Raw genomic sequence first — 15,634 nt, forward strand, 5'->3', positions numbered from 1 at the left:
GCGTTTTATAATAAATTAATATGCTCATTATTTATTATTTTTAAGACCCAACTTATAAACAAAACAAAAAAAGCTACAATCAGAAATGATTGTAGCTCAACATGATCTTAATGAAGAAAAATAAATTGTTACACTTCTTAAAGGAGAAGTTTTCGGATCAGTCATCTACATCTTAGTCCATTTTTCTTCTATTGTTAAATCCAAATCTTTAATATAACAAATATCGGTTCAACTTATCTAATGAGCAGTTTTCTTTGCTTTAGCATTAACTCTAATTAAACTAGCAATTTGATCAATATCTGCATTATTTTGGGCAATAATCAGGTCTTTGTTTGAACGTGGATAATCAATCACTTGACCATGATTGGCAGCAAAAGCTTGTAAAAATAATTTACTGCTTCTCCCATTTCCCTCTCTAAAGGGATGAAGATAATTTAATCTATCCAGTAAAAAAGCATAGTCAACATTTGCAAGTTCTTTTTTAGAAGACAATTGTTGTATCTTTTCGTCTATTTCTTCAATTCCAAAATTAATACGAGAATACTCTAAAAACTCTGTCTCTCCTTTAACTAATTCATAGTCTCTAATTTGACCAGCCCAATCGTAGAGCCAGCCAAACATAATTTTATGAATTTTTTTCAAATCTTCAACACTAGTGATTTTTTTATTCTTTCTCAAAAAAGCCACGGCCCGAATTCCTGAGCTTAAGTATTCTTTTTGTGCTAATTCTGCCGCATCAGTAATATTGAGTTTATTTTTAAGCGTACCATTTGGGTAAAGAAATTTTTGACGATACCATTCAGAATCCTTTACGGACTCATTCATTTTCTTCACCCCAAATCCGATCAATTTCACTTTTAATCTCCTTAGATGGATTAATCGCCTCATCAAGAAGCATTAAAATATCCTCTTCATCTGGTTGCCAACCCTCTAAGTGTTCACTTTCTACAACAAATCTAATTTGTTCATACATTTCTGGATCTTCAATATAAATGCCTTGAATCATTTGATTAGTGTCATTAATTTTCAAAGAATAAACTGGATCAAGTAATTCCAGTAAATCTCCTGGTCGCATATTTAAAGATGACGATAATGCCGATAAAATTGCGCTTGACCAATTATCTGGATTCTCATTAAGTGCTTCTTCTAAATCTTTTTCCATTAAAGAATTACTTTGTGAAATATCCTTTAAGGTTAAATGATGATTTGTAAGTAAAATTGATATTTTTGATAACATAATTGCCCTCGTTCATTTTTACCTTACTATTATTTATATATTTTAAATCAAAATTGGATTTTCACTAAAAAATTACATAAAAAATAGAGAATTAGCACCTTTAGAATTACTAATTCTCTATTTTCATAATTAATCTAAATTTTATTATTCAACTGTAACACTCTTAGCCAAGTTACGTGGTTTATCTACATCAAGGCCCTTATCTTTTGATGCATAATATGCAAGAAGTTGAGCTGGCACAACAGTTAATAGAGCAGACATATAATAGTTAATTTCTGGTAAAACTACATTGTCCCCTTCTCTAGCAAAGTCTTTACCAGCAATAGTAACAACGTTAGCACCTCTAGAAACAACTTCTTGAATATTTCCACGCGTTAAATCAGCAGTTGCAGGATCATTAATTAAGGCAATTACTGGGGTATCTTTTTCGATAAGAGAAATAGTACCATGCTTTAATTCGGCTGCTGCAAAACCTTCAGTTTGAATATATGAAACTTCTTTAAGTTTTAATGCTCCTTCTAAGGCTACTGCATAATCAATTCCACGTCCAATGTAGAAAGCATTTCGAGACTTAATTAGGTATTTATCAGCAATCTCTTTTAAACTTTCTTTACTGTCAACAAGTTGCTGCATCCCTTCTGCTGCAATAGCTAAATCATGCTTTAAATTCCAATCTTTAGCTTCTGCTTTATTAAGTGATTCGCCCAACGCCTTAGCCAGAACTGCTTGAACAGCAATTTGGGCAGTGTATGCCTTAGTAGATGCAACTGCAATTTCAGGACCAGCTTCTAAGAGCATAGTGTAGTCTGCTTCTCTTGATAAAGTTGAGCCTTCTACATTAGTGATTGTTAAACTTGGGATATTACGCTTATTAACTTCTTTCAAAACAACACGAGAATCAGCGGTTTCTCCTGACTGAGTTAAGAAAATAAAGAATGGATCCTTACTCATCATTGGGAAGTGATAACCAGCTTCTGATGCCAAACCAACTTCAGTTGGGATTCCAGTATAATGCTCTAACATTGTCTTACCAACTAAACCAGCATGGTAACTAGTCCCAGCAGCGTAAATATAAATACGATCTGCTTTTGAAATAGAATCAATAATTTTTGGATCAACCTTAACATCATCATTTTCATCAAAATAAGTTTGAGAAATTTTACGCATTACGCTTGGTTGTTCATCAATTTCTTTGAGCATGTAAAATTCGTAAGTTCCCTTTGAGGCTGCATTAGGATCAATATCTAATACGTGGGGCTTACGTTCAACCTTTTTACCATCAACAGTTTCGATTGTGTAAGAATCTTTAGTAATGTCACCAACATCACCATCTTGTAAATCAACAAACGTTTTGGTTTGATCTAAAACAGAAATTGCATCAGACGCAATAATATTGAAACCATCGCCAAGTCCTAACATCATTGGTGACTTATTTTTAGCAATAAAAACATGCTCTGGCTCAGTGTTATCAACTAAAAGGAAAGCATATGAACCTTTGACTAATTTCAAAGCTTCTTTAAACGCAGAAAAACCATCTAAATTCTTCTCACGAGCAATCTTACTAATTAATTGGACAACCACTTCAGTATCAGTATTAGAGTAGAATTTTACTCCTTGTAAGTATTTTTCTTTTAATTCGGCATAATTTTCAACAACCCCATTATGAACTAGGTAAAAACGCTTAGTTTCATCAAAGTGAGGGTGAGCATTATCTACTGTTGGCTTACCATGTGTAGCCCAACGAGTATGACCAATTCCTACTAATCCTTGTTCATCAGGAGTTAGTTTTTCTTTTAAGTTAGAAATTCTACCAACCGCTTTTGTTAGATATTCGTTTCCATTTAAGTCATTTAAATACATACCTGCAGAATCGTAACCACGATATTCTAAGTTAGTTAAGCCATTTAAAATAATATCTCTTGCAGGTTTTCCAACAACACCAACAATTCCACACATAAGTTTTCTCCTTTGGTATAGTTCATTTAAGTTAAATGGACTATATTTATTTTGCTGTTATACTAGCAATAATAACCCTATTAAAGAAATTGGTCAAGATGTTTTATCTAAAATTGGTCTATATCAAAAGATGAAAAAATTGCACAAAAAAGACGCCCCATATGGAGCGTCATATCAATGATTTGGTGCTCATAAAAAATATATAGAAAAGCTTACATTTTTCTTTGCAATCCATTTCATCTTTATTCATCAAATGAAATACGCTACTCTTTCACTTCATTTAAATTAATCACTTTATTAGCCAATTGTTTTATTTCTTCTCTTAGATGATGAGTTACCATTATAACCGTTTTATTCTTCTTTGATAAAATTGCCTTTTCAAGTTTAACGCTAGCAGACTTATCTAATGCAGAAGTTGCTTCATCTAATAAATAAATAGGTGTATCTCGTAGAATTTCTCTAGCAAATGAAATACGCTGCTTCTGTCCACCTGATAATTGCTCTCCCTGATCATTCAATACAGTATCCACGCCATTGGGAAGTTTAGCGATCATATCTTCAAGGCCACATTCATGAATAACGTTATTTATTTCAGCATCAGGTATATTTTTGCCTAGAGTCAAGTTCCACTTTAAAGAAGCTGAAAAGATATAAGGATCTTGTTGTAAATATGATATTTTTTCATGTAAGTCATTGTCTGAAATTGCTGAATAACTTATATCATTCATTTTTATATCACCACTATTATTTCTTAGTAGTCCCGCAATTAAATTAAGAATGGTGGACTTACCGGCAGCTGAATCACCTACCAATATATATTTATTATTAAGCTGGAAATCTAAATTTAAATTTTGGAATAGAGGCTTATCGTTTTTAGAATATTTGTATGAAATGTTGTTAAATTTTATATTACCTAATTCTAAGTTTTTAACTATTTGATTGTTAGGGTTCAAATCAAACCCTGATTTGAATTTCTTCATAATAGGTTTAACTGATTTGAACTCTTGCCAATTAAAACTAATACCACTTAATTCCGCAAAGATGGTACTTGCGAAAAATTGCGCGCCACTGATAGTTCCTACTGGAGTTAAATTATGCAATATTAGCCAACCCGTTTGTCCCAAAATAATTACCTGACTAATAAATGCCAACCCATTTGTGATAGCCTGTGTAACTCCAGCTGCTTTAGCATATTGTACGGTATGCTTTTTAACATCATCTGAAGACTTATTAATTTTCGTTACGATAGTCTGAGGTAAATTAGCAAGAAAAAGAGTATTAAATCTATTTAGTATATCGTTTATTGTATTGACTAAGCGTTCATTAGCATGGGTATATTCCAAGGATTTTTTAGCCAATATTTTTGAGAACAGATTTGGAACGATACCCATAATAATTGTCAAAACCACCACAGTAATTACTAGACTGAAATTGAAGTAGGCTAATGTTAACATTCCAAAGATTATTTCAAATACTTGCCTGACAATCATTAGAAAATCAGTGATACCAAAATTATTAATTGTAGTTATATCATTGGTTAGCCATGAACTATAGGTAGATACAGTTTGCTTATGAAAAATAGCGTAATTAGATCTTGATAATTCAGTAGCGATATCTTTTCTAATTAACTTATCTACATTTTGTGAGAATCTAGCTTGTTCAATATTAACCAAACAATTTACTATTGCGTAAACAATGTAGGCTAATCCCATTACTGCAACCCACATAAAGAATTCATTTGCTCTAAATTTTGCAACAGCACTCAAGGCATTTGCACTAGAGATACCGGCTAAAGTTAGAAAACCTGCATTAACAACTATTAGAAATACCACAAACAGGAATTCTCATTTTAATTTTCTAAAATATTTTAATAATTCCATATATACTCCTTAGTTTATTAAATTTTAACTTAAATAATAAACATATAATTAAAATAAATCAATATTTTTTAATGAAAGTAAAATAAAAATTGCACCATAAAATCTGCTTAAAATTAATTTATTGATGAGTAATTGAGAATATTAAAAGTTCAATTATTAGAAAAATTATGTCATAAACGAAAGCCCGATAGCACAAATTGCACTAAATGGTCAAAAAGAGTATTAGTTTTTGTAGAAAACTGGTAATACTTTTTAGAATTCCTTGTATCTCTTTGCTGTAATTTAAATGTAGTATATTTAAAGCTTGTTGCAAAATCACTGATATAGTTCTTTTAAAAATAATTCCATTAACTTAAAGAAAGCAACAAATTAATTAGCCTGGGGGGGTCATTTGGGGGGGCAAATAAAAAATTGCACAAAAAAAGACGCTCCATACGGAGCGTCATATCAGTGATTTGGGTGAGATTCGAACTCACGACCCACGGTTTAGAAGACCGTTGCTCTATCCAGCTGAGCTACCAAACCAATTCCTTAACAGAACATATTCTAGTATAGGGAAAAGGGACTTATATGTCAATTACTTTTTTGAATTTTTTTGATTTTAATTTAAATTTTTTATCTACCCCACCTTTAGGGATATAAAAATAAGGAATAGCAGCTGATATTTACCATTCCTATTCCTCTAAATTAACTTATAATACTTGCATGCATTAAAGATGCCGTCTGCGTCAATATCAGTAGTTACATAGTCTGCAATGCGCTTTACTTGCTCTTCGCCATTCCCCATTGCAACTCCAATTTTAACAGCTTTTAACATTTCTAGATCATTTTCGCCATCACCAAAAGCCATTGCATCTGCTAAAGTTTGACCTTGTAGTTCTAGATACTTTTCAATACCAGCTAATTTACCACCGTCTTTTGAGATGATATCTACTGCATATTCATTCCACCAACTTAATTTACAATTAGGCAAATCATTCACTAAATGCTTTAATTTTTCTCGATCTCCATATGCAATAAATTGATAGACTTTTTCTCCGTGATATTCACCAATAGGTGCAACTTTACTTGAAACAGCTTTTTGAGCAGCTACCACCTCATCAGTTACAAAATTAATATATGGGCCCTTTTTACCAATCGTAGTAATTGGAACAGTTTTTTCTTTAATTAATTGGACCATTTTTTCAGTATCCTTCTCATCAATTGGATTACCAAAAATTTCTTTTCCATCTCCATCCAAACAAAGTTGACCATTCATTGTCAAATAACCATCAAATTTCAAATCCTTGACTGGTAATTTTTTTAATTGACTCATATCACGGCCTGTAGCTAGCACTAATTTATAGCCATTTTCATGTAAAAGCTTAAGTGCCTTCCTAGTACTTTCTGGAACGCTATCAGTTTTATGAGAAACTAACGTTCCGTCCACATCAAAAAATATTGTTTTTACCAAATCCTCTCACCTCTATCTTTTCAATTATATCAAAAATGCGCTTTCAAAACCGAAAGCGCATCTTTTAATTATTTATTTTTCAAATTTTAGTCAACAGCTTTAGCAATTGCAGCGTTAACAGCAGACTGTTCTTTCTTAACTAAGTTAACCTTAGTTTCAATTACCTTAGTATCCATCTTGATTTCACGAGTTAAGCCTGGAGTATTGATCTTTGGTTCAAAGAAGTCTTTGAATTGATTCAATCTTTCTTCAGTATGGAAAATATTTGCAGTTACAGTAATAAAGGTTGCAAATTCCATATCTCCACCTACAGTTGCTTCAAGCCATGGCCATTCTAATCTAATCCAGTTCCAAGCTTGTTCTTGGCCAAATGGATTAGCTAAAACATTACGGTACCATGCACGTAAGTCTTGTGGCTTAATAATTTCAGAATTTTCAAAGTCATCAACAATTGCATCAATGATTTCAGGCATTTTAATTGAAGTAATACCAGCACACAAGTCTTGCTTCAAACTTGCATCAGAAGTTTCTTGATACTTCTTAAGAAGTTTATCAAATAAAGTCATGTTACCAAAGTTCTTAACTTCGTTAACCAAAACAGCACTTCTAATATCAGCGGAAATACCCTCTAAGTTATCCGAATTTTCTGAATAAATAGTATGTAGACCGTTAATTGTCTCATCATTACCAGCATATAAGGAAGCTGCAACAACATATGGTCTAGTTAAATTATCATCATTAGATTCACCAGCTTTTGGAAGTAATCCTAGACGCTTAACTTGTTTTTCAGAAAGTAAATTATAAAGCTTCTTTAGATCCTTTTCTTCCTTAGAATCTGGAGTTACAAAATTACGTAAAGTAGTCATAATTCTGTATAAAGCATTGTTTACAATTGGTGAAGTAGAATCTGCAAATTTAGGAAGAAGTGGAACAATATCTGCATAAGACATATGACCGCCTTCTGCTAATAATCTGAAGTCTTGTAGTAACTGTAATTTATCAACCGCATCTAATTCATCAATATGGTTCAAAATATCATCAAGTAAGGTCTTATCATATTTAACAATGAAGTCTGAATTGTTGCCTACATTTAAACGGAATGGAACACCGTTGTCAGCAATTAAATCAGTATAGTCACCAACAACTAATTTTCCATCCTTCATAATCTTTGGAACAGCAGCATAGTTTGAATTTAGTGGGATTTGCCACTTACGTCCCACTTCCTTACCTTCACCGATAAAGAATTGTTTTTGAGTTAAAACTAACTTACCATCTTCAACTTTTGCATTTACTACTGGGTAACCTGGTTGTTCAAGCCAAGAATGCATAATCGTACCAATATCTAAGCCGCTTGCTTCTCCAAGCGCCTTCCATAAATCATCCCCAGTTGCATTACCATATTTATGAGCAGCAAAGTAGTTCTTCAAACCTTTACGAAGAGCTTCATCTCCTAGTAAGGCACGAACCATTACTAACATTCTTGATCCCTTTGCATAAACAATGGCTGAGTCAAATAAGGCATCAATTTCAGCTGGATCATTAACCATAACATGAACAGATTGAACACCGTCTGTTGCATCCCTTTGGAGAGCTGCTGGAACTTCTGAAGTTTGGAACATTTCCCAAATCTTCCAATTTGGTTCTAAGGCATCAATAGCCACATATTCCATCATATTAGCAAAACTTTCGTTAAGCCATAGATTATCCCACCACTTCATAGTTACTAAGTCTCCAAACCATTGGTGAGCTAATTCATGAGCAATAACTGTAGCAACTAATTGCTTCATTTCTAATGAAGTATTGTCAGGATCAAGTAATAAGTATGCTTCACGATAAGTTACACAACCCCAGTTTTCCATCGCACCAGCTGAAAAGTCAGGAAGTGCTACTTGATATGAATGTTCTAATGGATATGGAGTTTCATAGAAATCTTCAAAGAATTCAATTGAACGCTTAGCAATGTCTAAGGCAAAATCTAATTCTTTTGCTTGGTGAGCTCTTGTAGCAAAAACACCAATTTCAACGCCAGATTTTGTCTTAGTCAATTTTCTTTGCATATCACCGAAGACAAAAGCAACCAAATAACTAGACATACGTAGAGTTGGTTTAAAGTAGTGAACACCATCTTTAAACTTCTCTTCTGGTTGGTTAGAAATAATACTTTCACCAGGTTTTTCATCAAACTTAATTGCAAGTGCAAAAGTAGCTTTTGCTTCTGGTTCATCAACACATGGGAAGGCTTGACGAGCAAAGGTGGTTTCAAATTGTGTACCAATTAATTGCTTCTTTTCACCATCAACTTCGTAGTAAGAAGGATAAATTCCCATCATTGTATCAGTCAACTTACCTTCGAAGTCAACTTCAATTTTCATCTTACCTACTTTTCCAGCTTCAATATTAATTACTTCATCTTTATCGTTGTAATTAAAGTCAGCCTTCTTTTGATCTACTCTAACAGAGGTAATCTTTAAGTACTTTTGATTTAGTTTTACTAATTCTTCCTGTGCTTCACCGATTACAACAGTCTTGCCATGAAATCTCTTCTTTTCACGACTAATATCTAAATAGATATCGTAATGTTCTGGATGAAAAGTTTCATAAAAGCGTTTTACTTCTGTCATATTTTGACCTCCAATATTTAACTTCTCAACTATTTATTATAAGAAATTAAAATCTTACTTACCAGTTTTTGGATTAAATTAAAAATAATTTAGGCTATCCTACATAATTTAAAATATTGTTTCATTCTTCTTTTATTCAATTAAAACTAGTAAAATAAAAATTAAGAGAAAAGACAAAAAAGGAGTGTTTTTTATAATGAAATATAATCAATATGGTTATTTAAAAACAGACTTTGACCAAATTGTTAAAGAACTACAATCTATTAACTTCTTACCTAATGATTGGAAAGAAAATAGTTTTTCTGGCCTTTTAGCAACGTTAGTTGAAAACTCCGTTGCTGAAGCCAAAACTTACGATGCAAAAGAAGCTAAATTAGCAGAATTTGCAGTTAGTGATCATAAAAATTTAAAAGATTTTCTAGCTGAAAATCCTAATTCAATTTCACGTAACCAATTTTATAATATTGCTCTGCAATTACTCGGCTATCATGTTGGCTACGATTATGACTTAAATGATCCACTAGCTCGGATGAAGGCTAATTCTCTTCCTTACACTGATCACGAAGAAATTAATCGTAATGAATTAGTTAAAGTCTTCTACCGCCTACTTAACACTCGAGCTAAAAATGGCCAAACTTTCATTGATAATATGGCTGGTAAAGGTTACTTCACCCAGTTTTATGGTAATAATAAATTTATGTACTTTAATGGTAAGTCACTACCAGTTTTTGATATGAGTAAGGTTATTCGTGAAGTAGTTTATGTTGAAAGTGATCTTGATACTGATGAAGATGGCAAACCTGATTTACTTCAAGTCACAGTCTTTCGTCCTTATCAATCAAACAACTTCAAGTTCCCTGCTCTCTATACAGCAGATCCATACTTTGGCGGAATTATTGCTAATGAAAAACGAAACCACAATGTAGATGTCAATCTAGAAGATGCTACTAAAAGTACTTACCCTAAGTATGAAGCAATGCCTACTGCTAAAGCTCAAAAGCCTGCTAGTGAAGATCAAGCCGCTACAGAAGAAGCAGTACATAAAGCAGCCTATTCGCTAAATGAATATTTATTAGCACGTGGATTTGCAAATGTTTATGCTGGTGCCATTGGAACACGCGGTTCCGACGGTTTAAGAATTACTGGTGCACCAGAAGAAACTGAAAGTGCTAAAGAAATTATTGAATGGCTCCATGGTGACCGTATTGCCTATACTGACAGAACTAGAAAGCATGAAACAAAAGCTTCCTGGTGTAATGGGAATATTGGAATGACTGGTCGTTCATACCTTGGTACTCTTCAAATTGCAGTTGCTACTACAGGGGTGAAGGGACTTAAAACTGTAGTTTCTGAAGCTGCAATTTCTTCTTGGTATGATTACTACCGCGAGCATGGCTTAGTCATTGCTCCCGAGGCTTGCCAAGGAGAAGACTTAGATATGCTGGCTGAAACTTGTCAGTCTAATCTTTGGGATGCAGGTGACTATCTAAAAATCAAACCTAGATATGATGCAATGCAAAAGCGTCTTTTAGAAAAATCAGATCGTGAAACTGGCCAATATTCTGATTTCTGGGAGGCTAGAAATTATCGTCACCACACTGATAATATTAAATGTTCTTGGATTTCAGTTCATGGTCTTAATGACTGGAATGTTAAGCCTAAGAATGTTTATAAAATTTGGCAAAAAATTTCTAAATTACCAATTGCACATAAACTATTCTTACACCAAGGTCCGCACTACAACATGAATAATCTTCTTTCCATTGACTTTTCTGATTTAATGAACCTCTGGTTCTGTCATGAATTGTTAGACATTAAAAATAATGCTTACAAGCAATGGGAAGATGTAATGATTCAAGATAATCTACAACCAGATATCTGGCATGAAGAACCAACTTGGAATAATGAATTAGGTAAAAAAGAAATTTACTTCCCAGATAAGAGTGGCAGCCTCTTAAAAGATGGCGGAGAAGATAATGATAAAGTTTCATTTACAGACCAAGGTGGAAAAATCTTTAAAGAAGCTAAAATTTCTGAAGGAAAATGGCAGTACGACTTCATTTCTGGAGAAGAAAAATGGCTTGATCAACAATTGCGCTTTGTAACTGATGAATTCATTCATACTGTTACAGTAGTTGGTCGTCCCAAGATTAAAATGAGTGTTTCTACCTCTCTTCCTAAAGGCCAAATTTCCGTAGCTTTAGTTGATCTAGGTACTAGAAAACGCCTCACTCCAATTCCTAAGTCATTTAATGATCAAATTCAAGAATTAGGCTACCGCTTCGGCACCGAGGTAATGAAGGAATTCGTTCCTGATAAAGAAACTAAGGCTAAATTAATTACTAAAGGTCACATGAATGTTCAAAACTATGCAGATATGAAACATGCCGAAAAAGTTGAACCTGGTAAATTCTATGACTTAGAATTCGAACTACAACCTACCTTCTATCGTTTACCAGCCGGTGCACGATTAGGCTTAATCATTTACTCAACTGATCAAGGAATGACGAAGCGTCCATTAGAAGAAGAAACTTATACTATTGATTTAGATAAGACACAATTGATTTTTCATGAGATGTAATAACTATTGATACTAATACTGAGCCTCCACTTAAAGAAAGGGGAGAGACAATATGGAAACTTCAAGTTCAACAATGTATTGGATATTATTTTAAATAATAATATTTTAAAATTTACAGTACGCAAAAAGCAGCTAGTCTTCAAAAAACGAAAACTAACTGCTTTTTCTTATTTTGCTAATTTCAAAATTACTGTAAAGATAATCATATCATCTTTATGACTAACATGAATTTTCCCATGAAATGTGTGAACAATCTCTTGCGCCATTGCTAATCCAATTCCAAATCCTGATTGCTTTGAATTGTGTGATTCATCTTCTCTATAGAAGCGTTCAAAGAAATGTGAATAATCTTTTCCTTTTCCTTCTTTATAAGTATTAGCAACCTTTAAGATGGCATTTGTTCCTAGCCTTCCTTTAGTTAAGGTTACCTGCACTTTCCCATCTTTATCGCAATATTTACGTGCATTGTCTAGTAAGATATTAATCAGTTCACTTAACACATTTTTCTCTGCCTTAACATATAAATCTGGCATAATCATTCCACTATATTTAAGATTATTTTTTTGCATTACAGACTTAAAGCTATTAACATTCTTTTTAACAATTTCAGAAAAATTCACTTTATTTAGGACCACTTCACCAGTTTCACCAGTTCGAGCTAGTGCAATTAATCGGTTAATTAACCTTGTTAATCGATCAACTTGTTCCTTGGTGCTTTTATTCCATTCAGAATTATTGCCTAACATCTCTTCCATTTCGGTATTAGCAGCAATAATGGCCAAAGGAGTTTTTAATTCATGACCAGCATTGGTAATAAACTCACGTTGTTTACGATACGTTGTAATAATTGGACCGATTGCCTTTTTAGAAACCAAAATCAATACCAAGGCAAAAACAATCAAAGCCCCAATTGCTAAAACAATCGATACCCTAACTAGGAGAGAAAAACGATGATAAATCAGCGATTCATTTAAATAAACAATAAACTTACGACCAGTCTGATTTTTCCCAACACGGTAAGCATACTGATTATTACCAATTGTCACTACGCCGTCTGCTGTCTTATCATTAAAAATTCTCTTACTTGTACTAAGAATTTCAGTTCGTCCAACATCATAAACATTGTCATCATTTACTATCCGCGGATTACTCTGCGGAGTCTCAGCAACAGTGAAATAACGATATTGAAAAACTGCCTCCGGATTATATTCGCCTGCCAAGAAATTTTTATTAATTGGATCTTTTTGATTACCAAAGACTGGTTTAGCATTCCGCGGGGTTAATTGTCCTTGATTGTTCACCAAGGCCGTTAAAACTCGATCCACCTCATTATGACTTTGAGTATAGCTAACTCCCAATAAAGCACCTAAGGTGATTACGAGAACTATAAACAAAGCTGTAATCGACATTCCAATAAATTTCCGCCGAAACTTTTGGATCATTTTAGCTCACCTACCTAATTAAGGAAAAACTACCACCTTTTTCACCGACAATCTGAACTGAGCTCTGAATCGACTGCAACTTTTGTCTTAGATAAGAAATATAAATCCAAACGACATCTTCACTAGTTTCATCATCATCTTTCCAAACATGCGCTAATAAATCTGAAGTTGAAAATTCTTTTCCTTCATTAAGCATCAAATAATTCAAAAGTTGAGTCTCTTTACTTCCTAAACGAATTGAATTATGACTGACTAGTTCTTGTTCAGCAACATTTAAAGCCAGGTCTCCTACCTCAACCTCATTAGGTGTATATTGATCGTCTCGTCGTTCTTTTGAACGTAAACGTGCTAGCAACTCTTTCAGTGAAAATGGCTTAGTTAAATAATCATCAGCTCCGCTATCTAAACCAGTTACTCGATCATCAACTTCTGCTTTTGCGGTTAACATTAAAACATAAGTCTTATCGCCACTCTTGCGAATCTCCTTTAGGGCAGTAATTCCATCCATGACTGGCATCATAATATCTAAGATGATAACGTCATATGAATTTTTCCGCGCAAGTTCAACTGCATCCCGTCCATTAAAAACAGGATCCACCTCATAATTGACACTCTGCATTGCGGCTACCAAAACACGAGATAACTGTTCTTCATCTTCTGCAAGCAAAATTTTCATTAAGTTAATCTTCCTCTCTAATTAAATGGCGCAAAGTCTGCATACTTACATCACAAGAAGCTAATTCATCAGCCACTCGCTTCAACTCTTTACCAATCATTTCGGGATTCTTTATCTTGTGCTTATACTTCATTTCATGCTCTAAGCTAGCCCAAGTATCCATCGCTATCGTTCTAAGTTGTACTTCAACATAGTAGTGACCCGGGGTGTTTCCTACAATATCTTCTTCGGGTCTTTCAACATCTAAAATCATATGATAAGAACGATACCCATTTGGTTTAGCATTCGTAATGTAATCTTTTTGCTTGACGATTTCTACGTCGTTCCATTCCTTAATTAAATCGATACAGGTATAAATGTCATCAATAAAATTGCAAACCACACGAATTCCTACACTATCTCGATTTTCTTTTAGAGCTGATTTTGGGGTTACCGGCAATTCTTTTCGTTGACATTTTTCAATCATGCTTTCTGGCCGCTTAACTCGGCCAATCAAGTGTTCATATAGGCTATCGCCGGTTTTCTCCTGATGAAGTTGATTTTCTTTCCTAAAGTACTCCAACATTTGGTTAAGTAAACTATCTAGCACTGGAGTATAGCCACCATAAATATCCATATTAAACCCTCTTTATTAATTTACTAATATTATAGCAGTCGAGATTTTTTTAATAACTATAATAATTTCAATTTAAAGAATTTTTGCTTTTCATTAGAAAAACTAAGAAAAAGGCAAGATTCCATATTAATAAGCAGATCATAACTCCCAAAATAGAATTTTTAACTAACCATAAAATTAAAGCTCCAATAACAAATATAGTTAAGAGGATTATTGCTTCAATTTTTTCAAATCGACATACCTTCTTATTATAAACTTGGTTCACAATCAAAGAGAAATAATAAAGTACAATCGTAACTACAATTAACCCATACAAAAACTTACGGTCCACATTTTTATTATTTAAATATAGGGCATCTACAGTCATTAACAATACAGAAATCGCAATTGCAATATGACTATACATTAAGACAAATCCTCTACTAATTTGATGATGGTTAATGATCTTATCCGATAAAAGTACATAACTAGCAAACATTAAAACTAGTGATAAAAAAATGCAGCATACATAAGAGGAGTCTTACTATTGAAATAATTTGCTAAATTAACAATTACTTCTCCAAACGCAATAATAACTATCAAACTTACTCTCTCCACCAAATGAAGGAAATTAACTCTTTCAGCCTTAAATTTTTCCCATAAAAAGATTGGTAAAATCAAACCAATAATATAAGCAGCAATACAGAAATAAATCCCTACAGAATAACCAAGTATCAACCCTAAAATTACTAAAAAGAACTCTATTCCTAAAATAAATAAGAATTCTCTTTTATCATTAACTTCATTAACCGAAGTGAATAAATATTGGCAAAATATTGTTGCAATCATTACAGCCATCGCAATATTAAAATAGTGAAAGGTTATGCGCCATTCCGTATTAATATTGTTGGCTAAGCAAACTGCTGTAAACATATTTAAAACAATTCCGGCAATGTCTAAAAAGTTATTCTTGCTGTATCGATTAAAATAAACAACCTGATAGAGCCAAATTTCCATTACTACAACGACGACTAATAAAAACTCTAAAAAAGTAGCTAAAGGAATACCTCCATTAACAGGATGATGTATCATCGCAGTAATTCTAGAAATCGCATATACAAAAACTAAATCAAAGAATAATTCAAACATGCTAACTGGTTTAGCAACTATTTTTTTACTTAAACTCCTCCTCA

The 15,634-nt window shown here is 33.1% G+C and carries 10 protein-coding genes, 1 tRNA gene and 1 pseudogene; 1 reads left to right on the forward strand and 11 read right to left on the reverse strand.

The window, feature by feature from the left end; genetic code table 11:
• Positions 1 to 237: 237 nt before the first annotated feature.
• From HMPREF0528_RS04275 to HMPREF0528_RS04305, 7 genes are all read right to left on the reverse strand, one after another.
• Positions 238 to 825 (reverse strand): Fic/DOC family protein, encoded by a 588-nt coding sequence (locus HMPREF0528_RS04275; RefSeq protein WP_004895391.1) that lies wholly within the window; start codon positions 823 to 825, stop codon positions 238 to 240.
• Positions 818 to 1,237, reverse strand: a complete 420-nt coding sequence (locus HMPREF0528_RS04280) for a helix-turn-helix domain-containing protein (RefSeq protein ID WP_004895392.1) — start codon at positions 1,235 to 1,237, stop codon at positions 818 to 820. The genes HMPREF0528_RS04275 and HMPREF0528_RS04280 overlap by 8 nt, the downstream gene beginning before the upstream one ends.
• A 144-nt stretch (positions 1,238 to 1,381) precedes the next feature.
• The gene (gene glmS / locus HMPREF0528_RS04285) at positions 1,382 to 3,193 is read right to left on the reverse strand and encodes a glutamine--fructose-6-phosphate transaminase (isomerizing) (RefSeq protein WP_004895393.1); all 1,812 of its coding nucleotides are present in this window, start codon (positions 3,191 to 3,193) and stop codon (positions 1,382 to 1,384) included.
• 263 nt (positions 3,194 to 3,456) lie between these two features.
• Entirely contained in the window at positions 3,457 to 5,025 is a 1,569-nt protein-coding gene (locus HMPREF0528_RS04290; protein WP_004895394.1) for an ABC transporter ATP-binding protein, read from the reverse strand.
• A 499-nt stretch (positions 5,026 to 5,524) separates the two neighbouring features.
• A tRNA-Arg gene (locus tag HMPREF0528_RS04295) sits at positions 5,525 to 5,598 on the reverse strand.
• Positions 5,599 to 5,755: 157 nt separating this feature from the next.
• Positions 5,756 to 6,526, reverse strand: a complete 771-nt coding sequence (locus HMPREF0528_RS04300; protein ID WP_004895395.1) for a Cof-type HAD-IIB family hydrolase — start codon at positions 6,524 to 6,526, stop codon at positions 5,756 to 5,758.
• 86 nt (positions 6,527 to 6,612) lie between these two features.
• On the reverse strand, positions 6,613 to 9,147 hold the full coding sequence (locus HMPREF0528_RS04305; RefSeq protein WP_004895396.1) for a M1 family metallopeptidase: 2,535 nt from the start codon (positions 9,145 to 9,147) through the stop codon (positions 6,613 to 6,615).
• 196 nt (positions 9,148 to 9,343) lie between these two features.
• On the opposite strand from HMPREF0528_RS04305, the gene HMPREF0528_RS04310 reads away from it, so the two are divergent.
• On the forward strand, positions 9,344 to 11,728 hold the full coding sequence (locus HMPREF0528_RS04310; RefSeq protein WP_004895397.1) for a Xaa-Pro dipeptidyl-peptidase: 2,385 nt from the start codon (positions 9,344 to 9,346) through the stop codon (positions 11,726 to 11,728).
• A 167-nt stretch (positions 11,729 to 11,895) separates the two neighbouring features.
• Here HMPREF0528_RS04310 and HMPREF0528_RS04315 read toward each other — a convergent pair whose 3' ends face one another.
• From HMPREF0528_RS04315 to HMPREF0528_RS09725, 4 genes and pseudogenes are all read right to left on the reverse strand, one after another.
• A complete protein-coding gene (locus HMPREF0528_RS04315) occupies positions 11,896 to 13,170 on the reverse strand; it encodes a sensor histidine kinase (protein WP_004895398.1) in 1,275 nt (424 codons plus the stop codon).
• 10 nt (positions 13,171 to 13,180) lie between these two features.
• Complete coding sequence (locus HMPREF0528_RS04320) at positions 13,181 to 13,846, reverse strand: response regulator transcription factor (RefSeq protein WP_004895399.1); 666 nt, start codon at positions 13,844 to 13,846, stop codon at positions 13,181 to 13,183.
• Positions 13,847 to 13,850: 4 nt separating this feature from the next.
• A complete protein-coding gene (locus HMPREF0528_RS04325; protein ID WP_004895400.1) occupies positions 13,851 to 14,462 on the reverse strand; it encodes a GTP pyrophosphokinase in 612 nt (203 codons plus the stop codon).
• A 67-nt stretch (positions 14,463 to 14,529) separates the two neighbouring features.
• Positions 14,530 to 15,590 (reverse strand): annotated as a pseudogene (locus HMPREF0528_RS09725) (low temperature requirement protein A).
• Positions 15,591 to 15,634 lie beyond the last annotated feature (44 nt).

The sequence above is a fragment of the Lactobacillus johnsonii ATCC 33200 genome, assembly GCF_000159355.1.
Lineage (GTDB): Bacteria > Bacillota > Bacilli > Lactobacillales > Lactobacillaceae > Lactobacillus > Lactobacillus johnsonii.